At 34.9% G+C, this 22,646-nt stretch carries 20 protein-coding genes; 1 reads left to right on the forward strand and 19 read right to left on the reverse strand.

The window, feature by feature from the left end; translation table 11 throughout:
- Positions 1–65: 65 nt before the first annotated feature.
- The gene (locus C1Y58_RS10250) at positions 66–656 is read left to right on the forward strand and encodes a thymidine kinase (RefSeq protein WP_105615948.1); all 591 of its coding nucleotides are present in this window, start codon (positions 66–68) and stop codon (positions 654–656) included.
- 53 nt (positions 657–709) lie between these two features.
- Here the strand turns inward: C1Y58_RS10250 and C1Y58_RS10255 are convergent, their stop codons facing one another.
- The 19 genes from C1Y58_RS10255 to C1Y58_RS10340 all read right to left on the reverse strand — a co-directional run bounded on the left by C1Y58_RS10255 (position 710) and on the right by C1Y58_RS10340 (position 22,642).
- Positions 710–2,293 carry a PAS domain-containing sensor histidine kinase gene (locus C1Y58_RS10255; RefSeq protein ID WP_170311569.1) on the reverse strand — a complete coding sequence of 528 codons (1,584 nt, stop codon included), beginning with the start codon at positions 2,291–2,293 and terminating at the stop codon, positions 710–712.
- Positions 2,294–2,400: 107 nt separating this feature from the next.
- Positions 2,401–3,645: a competence/damage-inducible protein A gene (locus C1Y58_RS10260; RefSeq protein ID WP_105615950.1), complete on the reverse strand. Its 1,245-nt coding sequence runs from the start codon at positions 3,643–3,645 to the stop codon at positions 2,401–2,403.
- 186 nt (positions 3,646–3,831) lie between these two features.
- Positions 3,832–4,374: a CDP-diacylglycerol--glycerol-3-phosphate 3-phosphatidyltransferase gene (pgsA, locus tag C1Y58_RS10265; protein WP_105615951.1), complete on the reverse strand. Its 543-nt coding sequence runs from the start codon at positions 4,372–4,374 to the stop codon at positions 3,832–3,834.
- Complete coding sequence (gene rimO / locus C1Y58_RS10270) at positions 4,371–5,699, reverse strand: 30S ribosomal protein S12 methylthiotransferase RimO (protein WP_105616480.1); 1,329 nt, start codon at positions 5,697–5,699, stop codon at positions 4,371–4,373. Before rimO ends, pgsA begins: the two co-directional genes overlap by 4 nt.
- Before the next feature lie 384 nt (positions 5,700–6,083).
- Entirely contained in the window at positions 6,084–6,935 is an 852-nt protein-coding gene (gene folD / locus C1Y58_RS10275; RefSeq protein WP_105615952.1) for a bifunctional methylenetetrahydrofolate dehydrogenase/methenyltetrahydrofolate cyclohydrolase FolD, read from the reverse strand.
- A gap of 11 nt (positions 6,936–6,946) precedes the next feature.
- The gene (locus C1Y58_RS10280; protein WP_105615953.1) at positions 6,947–8,617 is read right to left on the reverse strand and encodes a formate--tetrahydrofolate ligase; all 1,671 of its coding nucleotides are present in this window, start codon (positions 8,615–8,617) and stop codon (positions 6,947–6,949) included.
- Positions 8,618–8,653: 36 nt separating this feature from the next.
- Positions 8,654–10,999: an FtsK/SpoIIIE family DNA translocase gene (locus tag C1Y58_RS10285; RefSeq protein WP_105615954.1), complete on the reverse strand. Its 2,346-nt coding sequence runs from the start codon at positions 10,997–10,999 to the stop codon at positions 8,654–8,656.
- Between the two features lie 126 nt (positions 11,000–11,125).
- Positions 11,126–11,986: an undecaprenyl-diphosphate phosphatase gene (locus C1Y58_RS10290; protein ID WP_157950043.1), complete on the reverse strand. Its 861-nt coding sequence runs from the start codon at positions 11,984–11,986 to the stop codon at positions 11,126–11,128.
- Positions 11,987–12,160: 174 nt separating this feature from the next.
- Entirely contained in the window at positions 12,161–12,364 is a 204-nt protein-coding gene (locus C1Y58_RS10295) for a YlzJ-like family protein (protein WP_157950044.1), read from the reverse strand.
- Positions 12,354–13,082 carry a ClpP family protease gene (locus C1Y58_RS10300; RefSeq protein WP_105615957.1) on the reverse strand — a complete coding sequence of 243 codons (729 nt, stop codon included), beginning with the start codon at positions 13,080–13,082 and terminating at the stop codon, positions 12,354–12,356. The genes C1Y58_RS10295 and C1Y58_RS10300 overlap by 11 nt, the downstream gene beginning before the upstream one ends.
- A 60-nt stretch (positions 13,083–13,142) precedes the next feature.
- Complete coding sequence (gene dapG / locus C1Y58_RS10305; protein ID WP_105615958.1) at positions 13,143–14,339, reverse strand: aspartate kinase; 1,197 nt, start codon at positions 14,337–14,339, stop codon at positions 13,143–13,145.
- A gap of 453 nt (positions 14,340–14,792) precedes the next feature.
- Positions 14,793–15,386 carry a dipicolinate synthase subunit B gene (locus tag C1Y58_RS10310; RefSeq protein ID WP_105615959.1) on the reverse strand — a complete coding sequence of 198 codons (594 nt, stop codon included), beginning with the start codon at positions 15,384–15,386 and terminating at the stop codon, positions 14,793–14,795.
- A gap of 63 nt (positions 15,387–15,449) precedes the next feature.
- A complete protein-coding gene (dpsA, locus tag C1Y58_RS10315) occupies positions 15,450–16,295 on the reverse strand; it encodes a dipicolinate synthase subunit DpsA (protein ID WP_170311570.1) in 846 nt (281 codons plus the stop codon).
- Positions 16,296–16,557: 262 nt separating this feature from the next.
- The gene (gene dut / locus C1Y58_RS10320; protein WP_105615961.1) at positions 16,558–17,010 is read right to left on the reverse strand and encodes a dUTP diphosphatase; all 453 of its coding nucleotides are present in this window, start codon (positions 17,008–17,010) and stop codon (positions 16,558–16,560) included.
- Positions 16,995–18,263 (reverse strand): M16 family metallopeptidase, encoded by a 1,269-nt coding sequence (locus C1Y58_RS10325; RefSeq protein ID WP_105615962.1) that lies wholly within the window; start codon positions 18,261–18,263, stop codon positions 16,995–16,997. Before C1Y58_RS10325 ends, dut begins: the two co-directional genes overlap by 16 nt.
- A gap of 31 nt (positions 18,264–18,294) precedes the next feature.
- Entirely contained in the window at positions 18,295–20,406 is a 2,112-nt protein-coding gene (locus tag C1Y58_RS10330; protein ID WP_105615963.1) for a polyribonucleotide nucleotidyltransferase, read from the reverse strand.
- Between the two features lie 265 nt (positions 20,407–20,671).
- Positions 20,672–20,935, reverse strand: a complete 264-nt coding sequence (gene rpsO, locus C1Y58_RS10335) for a 30S ribosomal protein S15 (RefSeq protein ID WP_105615964.1) — start codon at positions 20,933–20,935, stop codon at positions 20,672–20,674.
- Positions 20,936–21,156: 221 nt separating this feature from the next.
- Positions 21,157–21,327 carry a YtxH domain-containing protein gene (locus C1Y58_RS26420; RefSeq protein ID WP_157950045.1) on the reverse strand — a complete coding sequence of 57 codons (171 nt, stop codon included), beginning with the start codon at positions 21,325–21,327 and terminating at the stop codon, positions 21,157–21,159.
- A 148-nt stretch (positions 21,328–21,475) separates the two neighbouring features.
- Positions 21,476–22,642, reverse strand: coding sequence for a phosphoglycerate dehydrogenase (locus C1Y58_RS10340; protein ID WP_105615965.1), 1,167 nt, complete (start codon positions 22,640–22,642; stop codon positions 21,476–21,478).
- Positions 22,643–22,646: the final 4 nt, after the last annotated feature.

Consider the following 22,646-nt stretch of genomic DNA (forward strand, 5'->3'; position numbering starts at 1 on the left):
TTTTTCATATAATAATAAAGTATGTTATCGAAAGTATTTTTTGTGAAAATTGGAGTGATTAAGTGATGGCAAAATTAATTTATAAGTTTGGGTCTATGGGAGCGTCTAAAACTGCTAATTTATTAATGACCAACTATAACTATAAAACTCAAGGGTTTGGCACCCTTATTTTGAAACCAGAAATTGATACAAGAACCCATCAGGTTTTTTCTCGTATAGGCATTGAACATGAATGTTTATCATTTAGCCGTGACCAGGACTTATATAGTACAATCGAACGTCTAAATGTACATGCTGTTTTTATAGATGAATGTCAATTCTGTACATATGAACAAATTGAACAATTGGCTCATGTCGTAGATGACTTGAAAATTTATGTATTTTGCTATGGTTTAAGAACAGATTTCCAATCCCATTTATTTGAAGGTAGTAAAAGATTGTTTGAGTTAGCTGACAAGATCGAACAATTACCTTCTGTCTGCGAATGTGGTAATAAGTCTATAATGAATGAACGCTTTATTAATGGAAGGCCTACTTTTGAAGGTGAGCAAATCGAGTGTGGTGCAGAAGATAAATACATTACCAAATGCAGGAAGTGTTACTTTGAAGATCAGAGAAAATTCAAAAGTGAAACCTGTATTGATAAAGCTATATAACTAAACTAAAAGCCTCAATCCCAATAAGAGAGATTGAGGCTTTTCTATGCTGTTTAAGCCATATAAATATCTGAAAACTCCATAACAACACGATCACCAGTATTAAATTCATTGAATCCTTTATAATAGTTGGCTTCACATTGTGTCAGTGTATTAGGTAAGGCAACAAAAAATTCTGTCCCCTTCCCAAATTCACTTTCAAACCATATTCTCCCATTATGCATCTCCACTAAAGATTTTACTAAAGCTAAACCAATACCTGTACCTTCACTATTACGGTTAAAATGATTGTTAACCTGCTTAAATCGTTCAAAGATAACTTTTTGGTCATCTTCTTTTATTCCAATACCCGTATCTTTAACGGACATAACAACTTCGTTTTTATTGGCTTCGACATAGACCGTAATATTATCGCCTCTGCTAGTAAATTTAATGGCGTTAGACAATAAATTAAGGAGAATTCGCTCTATTTTTTCTGGGTCACAACCTATGATTGTCTCATCAATATCTGACTTAAATTCAAGTTGAATCTGCCTAGCTATAGCATATTCATTGATAGAAGATGTAATACTTCTTGCTAAGTCAATAATATCACAATTAACATAATTTATTTTGATATAACCCGAATCAATTCTTGTTAGATCCAGTAAATTAGAAACTAAACGAAGTAAACGGTAACAGTTAATACGCATACTATCATGAAGTCTCGTCATTTTCTTAGCTAAATCCTCATCAACAATCTTAGATAGATTCATCTCCATTAATTTTAATGCCCCTATAAGAACGTTGATTGGTGTCTTAAATTCATGTGAGACATTAGAGAAAAACTCTGTTCGCATTTTATCAAACTCTACCACTTCATTAAGTAGTCTCATATTCTCAATAAATATTTCTTTCATTTCATCCAACTTTTTATTGGCTTCAACATCATTTAAAATACAGAAAATATATTTTAAATGATTATTATCATAGACACCAATACAACTGGTTTTGATATAACTGTGTCGCCCTTCTACCTTTGCTTCCACTACTAAATCTTTGACTATTTGATTATCTAATAAGCCACCGGCAACGGCCTCTAATATATCAAAATAATCTTCTAATACCAAATCTAAAACATGCTTATTCTCTAATTTTTGCTTATCTAACTTAAAATAGTTTAGAAAAGCGTCATTAGCTTCAATGATTCTGCACTCATGAAAATCTACAACACAGATCATGTCTGGACACATATCTAATAAACCTGTAAACTTGAGTTGATTAAATGTTAATAATTCCATTCTATTTTCTAGTTTAATAACTTTGATAAAAATGACTATTTCTTCTTGATCCATAGGTATGTATCTGACTTCACATTGCACTATGCTGTTATCAACTGTCGTTAGATAGGTCCCTTCGTGTAATTGTTTTTCTTCTCTTACCTTCTTGATTCCTTCTACTAAGTAGCTTTTTAAACAAAGTGGACAATTGATGTGTATACTTTCACCTATACTTTTACCTAATTCTTCGTTCTGAACAGGTAGATTTCCAATGATACTATCTATAATAATATCATTGGCATCAATTTTGTAATACAACACTGGAAGAGCATTTGCTATTTCTTTAACATCATCAAGTTTCGACAAACTAACTGCCATGAGATTCCCCCCATCCATTTAGGCCCTATTTCTAAAATAACCCATAGCATGTGCTTTGTCAACATAAATAGATAATTTTTCTAAATATCAACTTGCATTCATTTATTTTAATGCAAATTGCTTATCAGAAGCTGCCTTCTTAAAAAATCTAAAGCATTCATAACAGCTGTAAATCTATTCTTTTGCCTATCACCAACACACATTATTTTTTTTACTTTAACATCCTCACCAATGGAGACCCCTATATATACTAATCCAATAGGTTTATTTTCCGTCCCTCCTGTAGGACCTGCAATACCAGTTATGGATACACCTACATCACTATTTGTTGCTCTTGCCACCCCTAAAGCCATTTCACAGGCTGTTTCTTCACTAACAGCCCCATGTTGTCTTAAGGTTTCACTGGAAACATTTAAATAGTTCATTTTGGCTTCGTTAGAATATGTTATAAATCCCTCTTTAAAGACTTTTGAAATCCCAGGATAATTAATTAACTGACCGCTAAGTAGACCTCCTGTACAAGACTCTGCCGTAGCAATTGTTAAATCATTCTTTATTAATATTTCTGCCACAACCGCTTCTAAGGTAGTATCACCTTCCCCATAGACATTATCGCCTAATCTCTCATAAATAGCTTCCTTAACAGGTTTTATTAATTCTTGAGCTTCTTGGGTTGATTTGGCTTTAGCAGTAATTCTTAAAGTTACCTCACCTCTCTTAGCATAGGGTGCAATTGTTGGATTGCTCTGAGCAATAATAAGATCTTTAATTTCTTCTTCCATATGCCCTTCACCGATACCACAAATGCGTAGTACTTCCGACTCTAGAATACTTTCTTGCTTCGATTTAAGGAAAGGAAGAACTCCTTTATTAAACATAGGAGCCATTTCTGACGGAGGTCCTGGTAACATGATCAGTGAGCAATGCTCTTTAGTCAAAATAAAACCAGGTGCAGTTCCATTATCGTTATATAAAGGTATGGATTCTTCAGGAATCAGCCCTTGCTTTATATTATTCTCTGATAATGTACGATGTCGCTTCTCAAAATACTCCTTAATCCAGTTCATAGCAATGGGATCTTCTTTTAAGGATACTCCAAAAACTTCTGACGCTGTTTCCTTTGAGAGATCGTCTTCTGTAGGACCTAAGCCACCTGTAGTTATAATGATATCTGATCTTGATTTAGCTTCTAATAAGACTTCTCTTAATCGTTCTGGATTATCTCCTACTACAGATTGAAAGTAGACGGATATACCTAATGCTGCCAATTCTCTTGATAAATATCTTGCATTTGTATTGAGTATATCTCCTAAAAGAATTTCTGTACCAATGGATATAATTTCTGCTATCATGCATTCACCTTCTTCATTATTTACCCCATTTATTCATGATAAACCCCTTGTCGAATAGACATAAAAGTGATTTATTGCAAATAAGTTAGGCCTTAACCCGAATTATTATGAATAATTTGGGTTGTAATAGCTTATTTTAAAAAATGCAATTTAGAAGCTTAATCTAAATCGCATTTTCATAGTTTCTTATTTAAAAGTTAGAACGTGTTTATTCTTTACCAAATAGTCCACAAGTGATACTATTGTTAAAATTACTGCTGCCCAAATAAGTACAACTTCAATAAGGTTAACAGTTGGGTTATCAATATTAAATAGTAATAAAATGATCATAAACATCTGTGTTGCTGTTTTAATCTTCCCCCACCAACTCGCTGCAATAACAATCCCTTCAGATGCAGCAACTAGCCTAAAGCCACTGATGATAAACTCACGCGCAATAATAATCATAACAACCCAAGGAGATAATTCTCCTAAAAATGTTAAGCTTACCAAAGCAGAAACAACTAAAAGCTTATCTGCTAGCGGGTCCATGAACTTACCAAATGTGGTGACCATATTACGTGACCTCGCTAAATACCCGTCAAGAAAATCCGTTAAAGATGCAATAATAAATATACCAAGAGCAATGTAGCGCCCCATTGGTTGTTCAACCATATCTGTTATAAAAAAGAAAATGAAAAAAGGTACTAAAATCATACGTAAGATTGTTAATTTGTTGGCTATATTCATTCTATTTCCTCCCCAATGAGATCATACTCATAAGATCCAACTACCTTTGCTTTAGTAAAATCACCAGACATATAAGTACGCTCTGAATTGACGAAGATATAGCCATCAATATCTGGTGAATCCATATAAGTTCGACCACAATAGACATGATCTTCTTCTGGTAATTTACCATCAATAATAGTATCTAGTTCTCTCCCTACCTGCTCTTTAGATAGCTCTTCACTAATTATCTTTTGAGCTTCCATGATGGCATTTTTACGTCTTTCTTTGATGTCATCATCAATCTGTTCTTCAAACTCTGCTGCTTTTGTTCCTTCTTCTTGAGAATAAGTAAAGACGCCTAGTCGATTAAAACGCATATCTTTGACAAATTGTAGCATATCGTTGAAGTCATCTTCTGTTTCCCCAGGGAAGCCTGTAATAAGAGTTGTACGAAGTGAAATATCCGGTACTTCCTGACGTAGTTTCCCAATAACTTTACGCAATTTTTCTTGATTACTTCTTCTAGCCATGCGTTTAAGTATGCGATCGTTTGCGTGCTGTATAGGCATATCAATATAGTTACAAACTTTGTCTAGATTTTTAATAGCTTCAATTAAGTTATCATTAATTTCTTCAGGATAACAATACATTAATCGAATCCACTTCAATTCTTCAATTTTAGAAAGTTCTTCTAATAATACATGTAGTTTCTTATCACCGTATAAGTCGATACCGTATCTTGTTGTATCTTGAGCAACGAGAATAATTTCTTTAACACCTTGTTCTACAAGTTCTCTGGCTTCTTCAACGATATCCTCTATCTTCCTACTTCTATATTTACCACGTAGTTGAGGAATAATGCAGTAAGTACAGAAGTTATCGCATCCTTCAGCTATTTTAATGTATTCAAAATAACCGGGTGTTGATATAAGTCGTTTTCTTCTACCTTCACTGGTTATATCGATGCTATCAAATCGCTGTACTTTATTTCCTTCTAAGGTTTCTTTAATGACTTCAATGATTTTTTCATAGCTTCCCGTACCTACAATGGCATCAACTTCTGGAAGTTCATTGAAGACTTCTTCTTTATAACGTTCAGCCATACAACCTGTAACGATTAAAGCTTTGCATTCTCCTGTTTCTTTGTATTCTGCAAGCTCTAATATATTTTCAATACTTTCTGCTTTAGCATCATTTATGAAACAACATGTATTGACAATGATGACATCGGCTATAGCATCGTCACTGACAACTTTATAACCTTCTTCATCAATTAATCCAAGCATTACTTCACTATCTACTAAATTCTTGTCACAACCTAAAGATGTAAATGATATTTTGATCGACAAAATGAATCCTCCCTTGAGTATATTTACTACATTATAATAGACTATTTTGGCTTATTTTTCAAGCCTAAGTGTGATTATCTAAAACAATTAACAGCGATTTATTAAAATGGGTCAAGCATAAAGGGAGTACTATTACGCTTGCAGAAAAGACGTCCATGTCTTAGACTGCAAGACTCGCCCTCCATGGCTCGCTGCTCCATAGTACACCCTACATGCTTTCTGAGTTGATTTATTGAAGTGAATTTCTTATTGAAGCTATAAGTATATAATGTGCATAACTACATTATTTATTGTATAGGACGGTTAATTACTGTCTTCAATACTAAATTACAAATCCTTCCCATGGAAAAAGCCGCTTAGACAGCGGCTTTTAATGTTCTATTCTTGATGTTTTTTGGCTGAGATGACACAGTTTTTGAGGAGCATGGCTATGGTCATTGGGCCAACACCACCTGGTACTGGTGTTATAGCTTCTGCAATGTCTTTAACATCATCGAAGTCTACATCTCCGCAGAGTTTACCGTTATCTAAGCGGTTAATACCAACATCAATGACAACAGCACCTTCTTTAACATAGTCTCTATTAATCATCTTTGCACGCCCAATGGCAGCTATAAGTATATCTGCTTTTTTACATACACCTTTTAAGTCTTTTGTCCGGGAGTGACATATAGTTATTGTACCGTTTTCAGCTAGAAGCATCATTGATATAGGTTTCCCTACAATATTACTTCGTCCTACTATAACACAGTTCTTCCCTTCGATATCTAATTCATATCTTTTAAGGAGTTCAATAATCCCTGCAGGTGTACAGGACTTAAAACATTCTCGACCTATACTAAGAGAGCCTACATTAAATGGGTGAAACCCATCTACATCTTTAAGAGGGTCAATAGCTAAGAGTACTTTTTCCTCGTCAATATGCCTTGGTAAAGGTAACTGAACAAGAATGCCATGTACATCTTGTCGCTCATTTAATTCATCAATGAGTTCCAAAAGCTCTTCTTCTGAAGTTGTCTCTGGCATTTCATATGCTAAAGAACGTATTCCTACAAAAGCACAACCCTTTTTCTTATGATTAACATAAACTTGTGATGCAGGGTCATCACCTACTAAGACTACTGCTAAAGTTGGGGCTTCCATCCCCGCCTCTATCATATCAGTTACTTGATTCTTCAGTTCCTCTTTAATCTTCTTGGAAGTTTCCTTCCCGTTAATTAACATGGACATAAGCTTCCCCCTTAGAATAAACCTATCACTTGACCTTCATCATTAATGTCAATCTGCTCAGCAGCTGGTCTTTTTGGTAACCCTGGCATGGTCATAACGTTTCCAGTTATGATAACAATAAAACCAGCACCTGCAGAAACTTTAACTTCTCTAACCGAAATTTCAAAGCCCTTTGGTCGACCTAATAACTTAGGATTATCAGATAAAGAATATTGAGTTTTAGCAATACAGATTGGTAATCGGTCTAAACCTAATTCCTCTAATCTCTTGATTTGCTTCATAGCAGCTGGTAAAATATTGACACCCTCTGCACCATATATCTCTTTTGCTACAGCATTAATTTTATCTTGAATAGAAGCTTCATCATCGTATATAAACTGGAAATTAGATGGTTTATTTTCTAGTGTAGCTACAACTTTCTCAGCTAATTCAATACCACCTTTTCCTCCTTCAGCCCATACCCGTGATACGGCAAACTCACAACCTAAAGCTTCACACTTTTCTTTAACAAAAGCTACTTCTGCATCTGTATCTGTTGGGAACTCATTTAACGTAACAACTACTGGAACACCAAATTTATGAAGGTTATCAATGTGCGCTTCTAGGTTGACAAAACCTCTTTCAACCGCTTCAACATTTTCTTCACTTAACATGTCTTTTTTGATGCCACCATTATATTTTAATGCTCTTACCGTTGCAACAAGTACAATAGCATCAGGTTTTAAACCTGCTTTACGGCATTTGATGTCTAAGAATTTCTCTGCTCCTAAATCAGCCCCAAAACCAGCTTCCGTTATAACGATATCCGCTAACTTTAACGCTGTATTAGTTGCCCTAACACTGTTACAACCATGAGCAATATTTGCAAACGGACCACCATGCATCAAACAAGGTGTGTTTTCTAAAGTCTGAACAATATTTGGCTTAAGAGCATCTTTAAGTAATACTGTCATTGCACCTTCAGCTTTAATATCTCTCGCTGTAACAGGTTTTCCATCATAAGTATATCCAATAATAATATCACCAAGACGTTTTTTTAGATCCTCTAAATCCTTTGCCAAACAAAGAATTGCCATTACTTCTGATGCAACAGAGATCATGAACCCATCTTCTCTTGGCACTCCTTGTGTTCGGCCACCTAGACCCACGACAATTTGTCTAAGGGCACGGTCATTCATATCAACAACTCTTTTCCAAGTTATCTGTCTAGGATCTAGACCACAAGTATTACCTTGTTGAAGATGATTGTCAATCATTGCTGATAATAAATTATTGGCAATACTAACTGCGTGAATATCACCTGTAAAGTGGAGATTAATGTCTTCCATAGGAACAACTTGAGCATATCCTCCACCAGCAGCGCCACCTTTAATCCCCATACAAGGTCCTAAAGATGGTTCTCGTAAGGCGATAATAGCTTTCTTACCTAATTGACCCATTGCTTGCCCTAACCCAACGGTAGTTGTAGTTTTACCTTCTCCAGCAGGTGTTGGATTAATGGCTGTTACTAAAACAAGTTTGCCATCTTGATTATCCTTCACCTTATCCCATAACTCATCTGTTAATTTGGCTTTATGCTTACCATAAAGCTCTAAATCATCTTCAGAAATGTTCAATTTTGCTGCTACCTCTTTAATATGGACCATATTGGCTTCTCTTGCAATTTGAATATCAGTTTTCATTTTCATACCTCCTATAAGCATATAACAGCGGGAATGTTATTCGCTTTGTTTCATGGCTTCTAACTGATCTTTCGTTACCAGTACGCGGCGAGGTTTACTCCCCTCCTCTGGTCCTACTATACCCCTATCGTGCATATCCTCCATCAATCTTGCTGCTCGGTTGAATCCTATTCTGAAGGATCGCTGTAACATGGATATAGAAGCTTTTTGCTTATCAACAACTAGTTCAATAGCCTGTTCTAAATGTTCGTCATTTTCATCTGAGCCAGTCCCACCAATTGTAGATACACCTGCAGAAATTTCTTCCAGAACATCATCATTATAATTTACTTCAATATCTTTTTTTACATGAGACACGATGTTTTCTACTTCTTTATCAGAAATAAACGCGCCTTGGATGCGGATAGGTTTCTGTGCGCCTATTGGCATAAATAACATATCACCTTTACCAAGTAATTTCTCTGCACCATTCATGTCCAGTATTGTTCGTGAATCTGTACCTGAAGATACTGCGAAAGCTAATCTTGATGGGATATTTGCTTTAATAACTCCAGTGATGACATCAACAGAAGGTCGTTGAGTTGCAATAACCAAATGGATACCTGCAGCTCTTGCCATTTGTGCTAATCGACAAATAGCCTCTTCAACATCCTTAGGCGAAACCATCATTAAATCAGCCAACTCATCAATGACAATGACAATCTGAGGCATTTTTTCATAGTTACAATCTGCAGCCCCTTCAATAGCCTTATTAAATCCTTTAACATCACGTACACTTAATTCTGCAAACTTTTTGTATCGAGATGTCATCTCACTAACAGCCCAATTAAGAGCCCCTGCTGCTTTTTTAGGATCATTTACTACAGGTATGAGCAAGTGAGGAATACCATTGTACACGCTAAGCTCAACTACTTTTGGATCAATTAAAATAAGTTTTACATCCTTCGGATGCGATTTATATAGAATACTCGTAATAAGAGTATTTATACACACACTCTTACCTGAGCCAGTAGCTCCGGCAACTAATAAATGAGGCATTTTTGCAATATCAGCAACAACAACACTACCGTCAATATCTTTCCCTAATCCAAAGGCAACATCTGAAGGGAATTTATTAAACTTTAAACTATCGATAACTTCTCTTAAGAAGACCGTTTGCTTATCTTTATTGGCAACCTCAATACCGACAACACCTTTTCCAGGTACCGGTGCTTCGATACGAACACCCGATGCAGCTAAATTAAGAGCAATATCATCAGCAAGATTAGCTATTTTGCTCACCTTAACACCTTCACCAGGTTGTAACTCATATCGTGTTACAGTAGGTCCCTTATTAACTTGCACCACCTTTGCTTTAACACCAAAACTTTCAAGGGAGCGCTCAAGCTTTCTAGCATTATGCAATAATTCATTTCTTGAATCCATGGTAGAAGTTTGTGGATTCTTATTCAAAAGGTTAACCGGTGGGTAATCATAAACAATATTTGTTGAATTAATCGTAATATCAGTAGGTTGTACTGGAGCTTTTTCAACCTTTTTAGGTTTATTTTCTACAACAACGGGCATGTCAACTACCGTTAACTGTTCACTGTCACCAAAAGGCTCAACAGTCAGATCTTCCACATTCTTCTTTTCTTCTAGTTCATTTGTCTGTTTATAAGCATGGTCATTTGTCACTACATTACTTACTTCTTTGGTTTGTGCTTTTTCTTCAGCTTCTATACCTTTAACGATAACTTCTCTCTGTTTTTTAGTCTTCTTCTTTTCTTCTTGATTTTTCTTACTCTCTTCAACGCGTGCACTTACGCCTTGATGTATCTTTTCGCCCAAATAAGATACTACCTTAAAGAATGATTTTTCCGTCAGCAATATGATATAGATGAGACTCAAAGCTAATATAATTAAGCTGGAACCCCAGAAACCTAATAGATTGACCATTAAATCTCCTAAAAGTCCACCAATTAATCCACCGTTTTGCCAACTTGCTATCTCAAAATACTCTGTAAATTTATCTACCGGAATAGCTGCTTCACTACTTTTATGAATAATATGTGCTCCTGTTGAAAGCACGATAAGAAAAAAGGATGTTACTATGTATTTAACTTTTATTTTACCTTGAAATTTATCAAATAATATAATAGCTGTTAATGTTACAATATATACGGGTAAAATATATGCTGAAAACCCAAGTAATCCAACGAAGAGTTGCTTAATTAAGGTCCCCACAACACCTGCACCATCAACAGTATATACACTAACTGCAATGATAATTGAAAGGACAAATGCAGCAATCATTATAATTTCATTTTTTAGTTTCTGATTCATTACACTTTTGCTTTTTTTCTTACTACTACTGCTACTACTGCTTTTCTTTTTAGGCATATCACCACTCCTGAATCTTTCGTATCAAACTGATGGAAATGCAAGCATTCCCACCAAATTTTTATCCCTATTAATTTATCTAACACTTTTCAAATTAGTTAATGGTTAGATTATTCTCACTGTTCACTATCGAACAAATAAATCCCATACAATTGCTGCTAATCCAGCTGCATAACAATAATATGCAAAATAATGAAATTTATTTTTCTTAAGCATCACTAATAATGTTTTAATGCAAATAAAACCTACAATTGCTGATGCAATTAGCCCTGATAGATAAGCAGCACCATTTGTTTGTATATCTACCATAGATAAATCAAAAAACTTTAATAAAGCTGCGCCTCCTACAGCTGGTAGGAAACATAAGAATGAAAAGCGGATAGCAAATTCCTTATCAAAGCCTCGTAATAAACCTCCGAAAATTGTTGAACCAGATCGTGTTATTCCTGGTGTTATGGCAACACTTTGAAATAAACCAATGATGAAGGCGTCTCCATATGTAGCTTTTCGGACTTGCTTCTTACCTTTCCCAACTTTATCCGTATAAAGTAAGATAGTTGCTGTAACAAGTAGAGCTATACCAACAGTAAACAGTTGCATAAGATGAGCTGTCAATAGGTCTTCTAGTATAAGTCCTGCAAAAGCTGTTGGAATGGAAGCAACAATAACCATTACGGTTAATTTTCTATCCTCTGTACGTACTAAAGAAATTTTTTCTTTTGAGCTTGTAATCGTCTGAACCATTAGCTTGATGCAATCAAAAACAAGACCTATACCTTCTCGTATCAACATGATAACATCTTTAAAGTACACAGCAATGACTGCAAGTAAAGTTCCTACGTGAAGAATAACTTCGAAAGTAACTGTCCCATCCATGTCCATTCCCAAGATTTCTTGGAAAATTACTAGATGTCCTGAACTACTTATAGGTAAAAATTCTGTTATCCCTTGTACGATTCCTAAAATTATTGCTTGAATTATTGACATGATTAAAACTCCCATTCTATTAAACAACTATGTATGGCTAGAAGGTAACATGCACCTCTAGAAGAAACATATAAGGTGCTAGCAAGAAGCTAACACCAGTAAGTCAAAAATATTATATCATTTTTTTCTAGTTTTGTACACTTAATTAATGGGAGAGTTTTATAAACTTTAAATTCATTCTTCAATATATGATCCCGGCTGAAAATTTTTGTCTAGATAGGCATTAAGGGAAGAACTTACAAGTCGATTAATAACTTTTCGCCCTTCCAAATCCTGATAATATTCCAACATGACTCCATTAACCATCATGGTTTTATACTCCATTTGATGAGATGGGATATAGTCTTCGAATGTAATGGGATAAATACTATACATCATGATGTTCATCACCTTTGTCTTTTTCTAAATCTATGAGTTCATTTAGTTTTTCCATAGCATCTTTTAGTCCGCCTAGTTCATCAATTAATCCTTCTTTAACGGCTTCTTCACCTACAACAATGGTCCCAACATCTTTAGCTAGCATTCCAGTATCTAGCATCAACTCTCGGAATCGTTCATTGGATATTTTAGAATTTCTCACAACAAAGTCTACAATTCGTTCTTGCATCTTTTCAAAGTATTCAAAGGTTTGTGCTACACCAATAACCAATCCGTTCATACGTATTGGATGAATGGTCATTGTTGCGCTCGGAGCAACAAAGGAGTATTTTGCTGATACAGCTAATGGAACACCAATTGAATGTCCACCACCTAGAACCAAGGATACTGTTGGCTTCCCTAGAGAAGCGATCATTTCAGCAATAGCTAATCCAGCTTCTACATCTCCTCCAACAGTATTGATGAGAATGAGAACACCTTCTATTTTAGGATTATCTTCTATCGCTGCTAGCTGTGGTAAAATATGTTCATACTTTGTGGTTTTGTTTTGTGGAGGTAGTGTCATATGTCCCTCTATTTGTCCAATTATAGTCAGGCAGTGTAAGTTATCTTTTCCTTCTGGAACATTAGTAGTACCCAACTTCTCTATATTTTCAGCTTCTTTACTATTTTCTTTATTTTCCTTTTCATTGGTAATATCTAACCTTTCTTCATCCATAAAAAAACTCCTCTCTGCTAACTAGTTATTAGTATTTACAAAGAGGAACTATTTATACTGCTATGCTAAGTCAAAGGTTCTATGTAAAACGGATACGGCTCTTTCAAGATCTTTGCTATGAATCAAACATGCAATCGTAGTAAGTGAGTCAGCAGTTTGAAGTAATGGAATCTTTTCTTTTTGTAAAGATGTTATAATTCTTGCCATAACACCAGGAACTCCTGTCATTCTTTCACCAATTATAGTAACTTTTGAGCAATCTTCTATTGTTTCATAAGTAATTTTGTTTTGCTCTAAAACTTCTGAAACAATCCAGACTTGCTTTTTATCTACTGTAAAGACTTTTCTAGAAGGAAAAATATTAATAATATCGATGCTTACCCCTTTATCGGCTAAGAGTGGGAATATAAAAGCATCGTCACTTGGTCCTTCTTCTATGATGAATTGAACACGATCATTCAGATGAGCTATACTGGTAATCAATTTACATTCATTCCCTTCTAAGACAATACTACCAGGTTTGGGGCAATGAATTATAGCTGTACCTTCTGCATTACTAAATGTATTTTTTATATAAAGCGGAATACCCGAACGTCTCGCAACTTCAACAGCTCTAGGATGTATAACCTTTGCACCACTATCCGCCATCTGAAATACCTCGCTATAAGAAATAGCATCAATAACAGTGGCCTCTCTACAAACTCTTGGGTCAGCTGTCATGATCCCATCAACATCGGTATAAATATGGGTCTCATCTGCACTAATGGCTTCAGCAAGTATGGCAGCTGTTGTATCACTGCCTCCTCTTCCCAAAGTTGTAATATTACCAAATTCACTCATCCCTTGAAATCCAGCAATAACCGGAATAATATCATCACTTAGAGCATTTACAATACGTTGAGGATTAACCCTTAAAATATTAGCATCATTATAGGTTTCATTTGTTAGGATACCCGCCTGAGCCCCTGTTAAAACACATGCATTATACCCTCTCCTCATTAGTCCATTAACAACTACTGAAGCAGAAATCAATTCTCCACATGACATCAATAAGTCCATTTCTCTTGGCTTTAAATCCGTTCCCAAACTAATGAGAGTATCTGTAGCGTATGGGCTGCCTTTTCTTCCCATAGCCGAAACAGTTATGACAACCTTATTACCTGCATCTTTTTCTTTTATAATTTTATCAAGAACTCGTTCACGACTTTCATCAGAAGCTACTGAAGTCCCCCCAAATTTCTGAACAATTATACTCATACTAACCTCCTAATTCCTACTCTAGAAATCTATCTATATTAGTTACTTATTATTTTTCATAAATAACCCGAATTATTCACATAAACATTGAAGATATGTGCTGATTTTGGATTCATAAGTGTTCTTACAATTTAAGATTACATCCGGAGAGTTCATCTTTAAATTGCAAGGATGCTTAGAGGTTCAAAAACGGTGCATAGCATTAATGAATTATAGTGAATAATTAGAGTTCAATATTATTAGTCCTCTATTATCATATCATAAAGACGGAATGGATGGAAAGAAAAAGTTAGATCCTATATGAAAATCTACTGAGACCTCAAGTACAATTCTTGAGGTCTTACTTTTATCTTATAGGAAAGTCGTATAATTCAATCAATTAATCTGAAATCGTTTAATTGATGCTAAGGAACTTTCCTAACGACACAAACTTCTAAAGAAGGCGTAGCGGAGCTACTTTTTTTTATACTGAATGATAACGGGTTGTAACTGTTCACCTTCTAATGCCGATTCTATTGTAGGAATGACCAATTCTAAATCAGCTGACATAGAATTAGGTTTCCTATTAGGATTATCTTGACCCAGGGGTACAAAATAGACATTCTTAGTATTCATGAGAACACCAATATTTTTCATATTTAAACCTAGTGCATCATTAGTTGAGAGAGATATCACAACAGGCTTTTCATTTCTTAACATGGATTTTCCTGCCATGACAACAGATGTATCTGTTATGGCATTAGCCAATTTAGCTAATGTATTTCCTGTGCACGGTGCTATAACAAGTACATCTAACAATCCTTTAGGACCTATAGGCTCCACGTCTACAATGGTCTTTAAAACTGGACGTCCAGTTAACTCCTCTAATTCAATAGCCAAATCACATCCCTTTCCAAATCTAGTATCAAATTCCACGGCATGATGGGATATAATGACTGTAATTTCAGCCCCTAAATCCATTAATTGCTTGATATATTTTTTAACTTTATGGTAGGTACAACAAGATGCACAGATAGCTACTCCAATTCTCTTCCCCTTAAATTCCATGTTCTACCTCCTTTTCATGAATTTTAAATACACAGAAACTGCTTATACTTTCAATCTGATTATTTATATGTCATCCAATATATTGAGTATACAGCGATATATAATTTCTGAAGCTGTTTTCGGTGCACATTTACCTGGTAACCCTAGTGCTAATATAGCTTTTATCCCTCTTTGAGTCGCAGCATCAAAATCAGTTCCACCAGGTTTAGACGCCAAGTCGATAATTAAGCAGTCCTTTTTTACATAAGCCAATCTTTCTTCATTTAAGATTGCATGTGGAATGGTATTAAAGATAATAGCATATTTTGATATATTTTCAGTAAGTTCATGAAGAGGAAGCGCATTGTACCCATAAGCTAAAATAAATTCAATATCTTTAACTTTTCTCGCTTCTACAGTTACTTTAGCACCTAGTCCTTTTAATTTTTCTGCTAATATCTTACCGCATCTACCAAATCCAAGTACTAAACATGGCGTACCAGTTAATATAAATGGTGTATTTTCCATAGCTATTTGTATAGCACCCTCAGCTGTTGGTAATGCATTAGCTATAGCGAAATCATCTCTATCTAAAATATCTATTACAGAAACATTTTCACTTACAAGATGATTTCTTAAATTCTCGGGTATCTTACATCCTATCAATAAGGTATCACAGAGTTTTTTTATCTCTTCCAACTTAATTTTTTCTTTAATCGTAGGACAGTTTAAATATATGTTATCTCTAGACAATGGGATTGGACCAATAACCATGTCAAAGGCACCAGATAAATCTGAAACTTTCGCGACAGCATCAGTTAATTCATCGTGCTCAAGACCATAAGTAAAGACTTGATTATTTAAGGATAAGTGATTGGCCAAATAGACCACTCTCAAGTCACCACCCAAAACTAGAATTTTTTTAAGCATTATATCCACCTTCTACCCCCTTATCTATTTCAAAAAGCGAAATATATTGTTTTATCATACTATAGCCTTCCATGCATCTATACTTTTAATTTATGAAAGATATGCTTGTATGAGTGCTATCTGATTAATCATATCTTTGGGAAAGAGGGCACCACAAGAAAAGTGTCTAGCGTCACCTTTCAAGTATGTGCAGGAAAGTATGGTTTCTTGCGAGCAAAACGCAGTAATTTCCTGCACTAAAAAAAGAATGGTTCCCCATTCTTTATTGACCAGTGTGCCCGAAGCCACCTTGCCCACGTTCTGTTTGTTCTAATTCATCAACAGATATAAAATTTACAGTTTCAAATTTATTAATAACCATCTGTGCAATCCTGTCACCACGGTTAATTGTAAAGGGTTGCACACCGAAATTAATCATAATAATTCCAATTTCACCACGGTAATCAGCATCGATAGTCCCAGGTGTATTGACAAGACTTATGCCATGTTTTAATGCCAGTCCACTTCTTGGACGAATCTGTGCCTCATAGCCTTCTGGCAATGCTATTTTAAAGCCAGTTGGGATAAGCTTGATTTTTCCTGGTTCAAGAATCACTTCTTCTTTCACAGCAGCAAAAATATCCATCCCAGCAGCACCACTTGACATATATCTGGGTAAGGCTATATCTTTAGCATCATCTGTTTGAGAGACAAATACTTTTATGACATCTGACATAATTCTTTTACCCTTTCTTCTTGAATATCCTTCGTCTGACCTACAATAGAGATACTAATATTATTGAAATTTAATACTTGATGGATAGTGTTATAAATATCTTCCTCAGTAACAGCATTGATTTTCTCAATAATTTCGTCTGGGGTTCGGACTCTACCAAGTAGAAGTTGTGATTTACCTAAACTAGACATCCTACTAGAGGAACTTTCTAAGCCTAAGATAATACTACTTTTTAAATGCTCTTTGGTAGTCGCAAGTTCATCCTTTGTAAACTTTGTTTCTTTAATAAGATTAACTTCATTTACAACACGCTTTAAGACCTCTTCAAACTGATTAGGATTTAAAGCTGTAAAAACTGAAAATAATCCGGCATTTAAAAAGCTAGTTGTATAAGAGTAGATGGAATAGGTTAGTCCAGCTTCTTCTCTAATCTTTTGGAATAGTCTTGAACTTACTCCACCACCAAACATGGTACTGAAGATGGATAAAGGATAAACATCTTTATGACCAAGTGGTAAGCCATTGAAAGTTAAACAAGAATGAACTTGTTCAATATCTTTATACCTAGTTGTTATCGTTGAGTGATAGGGTACGTCAAGTACTTGATTCTTTTTCGGTTGTTGATTAATCCAGGATCCAAAGGTTTCATTGAGCATTTTTAAAACCGTGTCATAATCAAAGTTACCTGCTATGCAAATAATCATATTCTCAGGAACAAACATGTTACTATAATAGTCAAGAATCTTATCCCTATTGATATTTTCTAAACTTTCCATTGTTCCTAAAATAGGCATTGATAGAGAATGTCCCTGCCACACCTTACTATGAAGTTCATCAATGACCAATTCGTCAGGAGCATCTTCATACATATTTATTTCTTCAAGGATTACACCTTTTTCTTTGTTAATATCCTGAGGTGTAAACTTAGAATTTTTCAGCATGTCATGCAGGATATCCAATGAATCATCAAAATGTTCATCAAGAGATACTGTATAAAAACACGTGTATTCTTTACTTGTAAATGCATTAATCTGACCACCAACACGGTCCATTTGTTCTGCTAACTCTTTAGCTGAACGCTTTTCAGTTCCTTTAAACATCATGTGCTCGATATAATGAGAAATACCATTGATCTCTTCACTTTCATAACGTGAACCACTTTTTATCCATATACCTAATGCAATAGAGCGTACAAATTGAATACGCTCTGATACAAAAGTCATGCCGTTATTTAATTTACTAATATTTAACATATTTTGTCCCCTCTAAGCTGGAATAGGATGTTTATTCTTCACTTTCAGGTTTTGGCATAGCATCTTTACGAGATACTTTAATTCTGCCTTGCTGATCGATTTCTGTAACTTTAACAAGAATTTCATCATCAATCTTCAATACATCTTCAACATTCTTAATATGTTCATGTGAAATTTTAGATATATGAAGCAATGCATCTTTTCCTGGAACAAGCTCAACAAAAGCACCGAATTTGGCAATTCTTACAACTTTAACTGTGTACAATTCGCCAACTTCAACCTCTTTAGCAATAACTTCAATCATTTTCATAGCTTTTCTTGCATCTGCCTCTTCAACACCACAAACAAAAACATTACCATCATCATTAATATCGATTTTAACGCCTGTTTCATCAATAATCTTATTAATTGTTTTACCACGAGGTCCAATAACTTCGCTGATTTTTTCTGGATCAATCTTTGTTGTATAAATTTTTGGTGCATAAGTTGATAAGCTTTTTCTTGGCTCCTCAATCGCTTTTAACATAACCTCATCAAGGATGTGTAAACGTGCTTCTCTAGTTTGAGCAATAGCTTTTTCGATAATTTCTCTTGTTAAACCATTAATCTTGATATCCATTTGAATAGCTGTAATTCCTTTATGAGTACCAGCTACCTTAAAGTCCATATCACCAAAGAAATCCTCTAAACCTTGAATATCTGTTAATATCAAGTAATCATCATCAGATTCACCAGTTACAAGACCAACAGAAATACCCGCTACAGGTGCTTTAATTGGTACACCAGCAGCCATTAATGATAATGTACTTGCACAGATACTACCTTGTGAAGTAGAACCATTTGAACTTAGTACTTCTGAAACAAGACGAATTGCATAAGGGAAGTCTTCTTCTGAAGGAATAACAGGTACTAAAGCTCTTTCCGCTAAAGCTCCATGGCCAATCTCACGGCGCCCTGGACCTCTTGATGGACGAGTTTCACCAACAGAATATGATGGGAAGTTATAATGATGGATATAGCGTTTAGAATTTTCTAATTCATCTAATCCATCTAAAACCTGAACCTCACCAAGTGCACCTAATGTTGTTATGGTGAGAACTTGAGTTTGTCCTCTGCTAAATAAGCCAGTCCCGTGTGTACGAGGAATAATATCTACTTCAGCTTTTAACTCACGAATTTTATCAATAGTACGACCATCAGGACGTTTTTGATCTCTTAATATCATTCGACGAACTGTTTCTTTTTGGAATTTGTAGATGCACTCACCAAGGTTATTGAGTACTTCTTCATCTTCTAACTCTTCGAAATGAGCTCTAACCTCTTCTTTAAGGGCACCCATTTGCTCTTCTCTAACTTGTTTTACATCAGTGAAAACAGCTGTTTCCATTCTCTTATCACCAATGAATGTTTTTACTTTCTCATAAGCCTCTTTAGGTACATCAGCAGATTCATAACCATGTTTAGGTTTTCCTACTTCTCTTACCATTTCTTCAATAAATTCAACAATTTTCTGATTTTCTTCATGTCCTCTAAAAATAGCTTCGATCATTAGATCTTCAGGTATCTCTTCAGCACCAGCTTCAATCATCATGACCTTTTCCTTAGTAGAAGCAACGGTTAATTGTAATTTATTTTTTTCTCTCTGAGCAACAGTCGGATTAATAACAATCTCACCATCTACATACCCAACAGATACACCACCAATTGGTCCTTTAAAAGGAATATCAGATATTGATAATGCAATCGATGAACCAATCATCGCAATGATTTCTGGACTACAATCCTGATCTACTGATAAAACTGTGTTCACGATTGAACAGTCGTTACGATAATCCTTTGGAAACAATGGTCGTATTGGACGGTCAATTACTCTTGCTGTTAAAATGGCATTTTCAGAAGGTCTACCTTCTCTTTTAATAAAACCACCTGGTATTTTACCTACAGCATATAGTTTTTCTTCATAGTCTACACTTAGTGGAAAAAAGTCAATGCCTTCTCTTGGCTTATCGGATGCAGTTGCTGTAGAAATAACAACGGTATCACCATATCTAAGCATAACTGCGCCACTAGCCTGTTCTGCATACTTTCCTACTTCAGCGGTTAATTTTCTGCCTGCTAACTCCATTTCAAAAATACGAGACATAAATTCACTCCTCTCATAACCTGTACATTTATTTATTTTATTCTTTAAGTATTGACAAATTTCTTAATCGTTGCAAAACTCAACTGAGGTAATTTCATTATGAAGTTACCTATATTAATAGTATTGACAATTTTGTAACTTTGATGATGAAAATTTTAAGTTAACTTCATCATTATATCTTATCATTGGTTGGATATACTTGCTATTTTTAAAAAATGTAAAAAATGGAGCGGAGTATTCCCCGCTCCACGTCGTTTTAATTTGATTATCTTCTTAAACCTAACTCTTTAATTAAGTTACGGTAACCTTCAATATCTTTCTTTTTAAGATATCCTAATAAACCTCTTCTTTGACCTACCATTTTTAATAAACCTCTTCTTGAATGGTGATCTTTTTTGTGCATTTTTAAATGCTCAGTTAAATGATTGATTCTCTCTGTTAATAAAGCAATTTGTACTTCTGGAGAACCTGTATCAGTAGCTGTTCTACCGAATTTTCCAATAATTTCTTGTTTTTTAGCTTTATCCATTTTTCTTCCTCCTAAATAATGAATCCCCTATCGCTAAGGAAAGGTCGGAGTCTCCTTGTCCTGGGCAGTAGGTTGATCTGATTAGTGAACATTCTAATTGTTCAACTTAACTAGTTTATCATAGACCCTTATAATTGTAAATAATTTTTTTAAAAAAAGCAAGGGTTTTGGCATAAAATATAAATAAAAAAGGAAAGATGAATAATCATCTCTCCTTTATATTACATCATATCCATGATGTTATCAATGACTTCTTCGGCTCTATTCATCATACGACGTCCTCTTTTCTTCATACGTCTTTTACCATGATGGTTATTATTGCCTTGTGTCATCACTGCGGCTGAAGCCCCGATTATTGAACCCATAACTAAACCAGTAGTAAATTTGTTCATCGTAAGACCCCTTTCGAAATAAATTTAGCATATCTTGACATAACCTATTATTTGAAAACGAGTCTACTTTTATACCTCAATAAACATTTAACTTAATCTTCCACTTTCGATTACTACTTAGATTTCCATCCATCATAATCAGCATCGTTTAAACAATTAATCGTACTTTAATAATACCCTCTATTTGTCGAAGCTTATCAGCAATACTGTCGTCAACAGATGTATCTAAATCCATTGCCGTATATGCATAAGTTCCTTTACTACGATTATTCATATCCGCTATGTTAACATTAAGATCAGCCAATACATTTGTTATCTTTCCAACCATGGCAGGTTGATTTTTGTGATGGATGGTTAAACGACAAAGTGACTTTCGCTTCCCTAAACTGCAACTTGGATAGTTAACTGAATTAGTAATATTACCATTTTCAAGATAATCTGTTAATTCATTAACAGCCATGACTGCACAATTTTCTTCTGATTCAGGTGTTGAAGCACCTAAATGTGGAATACTTATAACGCCATCTTTGCCGAGAACCTTTTCATTTGGAAAATCTGTAACATAGCAACTGACTTTTCCATCATTTATAGCAGTAATTATATCTTCATCTTTGACTAGAGCAGCTCTTGAAAAATTAAGAATTCGAACTCCAGCTTTCATTTTGCTAAATTTTTCACGATCAAACATATGCTTTGTGTCGTTTAATAAAGGTACATGTATCGTTATATAATCGCATTCAGAAAGTAATTCATCTAATTCATTGCATCTTATGATACTTCTAGATAACCCCCATGCAGATTGTACGGATATAAAGGGATCAAATCCTCTAACTTCCATGCCTAATGAAGAAGCAGCATTGGCTACCATGACACCGATAGCTCCTAGACCAACAACTCCTAGCTTTTTCCCCATAATTTCTGGTCCAGCGAAAGCACTTTTCTTTTTTTCTACTAATCCTGGTATACTTTCCTCTTGGTCCTTTATTTCTTCTACCCATGTAATGCCATCAACTACTTTACGGGATGCTAATAAGAGACCAGTCAACACTAACTCTTTAACTGCATTAGCATTGGCTCCTGGGGTATTAAAAACAACAATACCTTCTTCAGAACATTTATCTAAAGGAATATTGTTAACCCCTGCTCCAGCTCGAGCTATAGCTAGCGTATTTCTATTTAATTCCATATCATGCATTTTTGTACTTCTTACAAGATAAGCATCAACATTCTCCGTGTCACCATCAATTTCATACTGTTGATTAAAAAGAGTCAAACCCTTTTCAGATATCTTATTAAGTGTTTTTATGTAATACATTCTC

It is taken from the genome of Vallitalea okinawensis (assembly GCF_002964605.1).
GTDB lineage: Bacteria > Bacillota > Clostridia > Lachnospirales > PQDH01 > Vallitalea_A > Vallitalea_A okinawensis.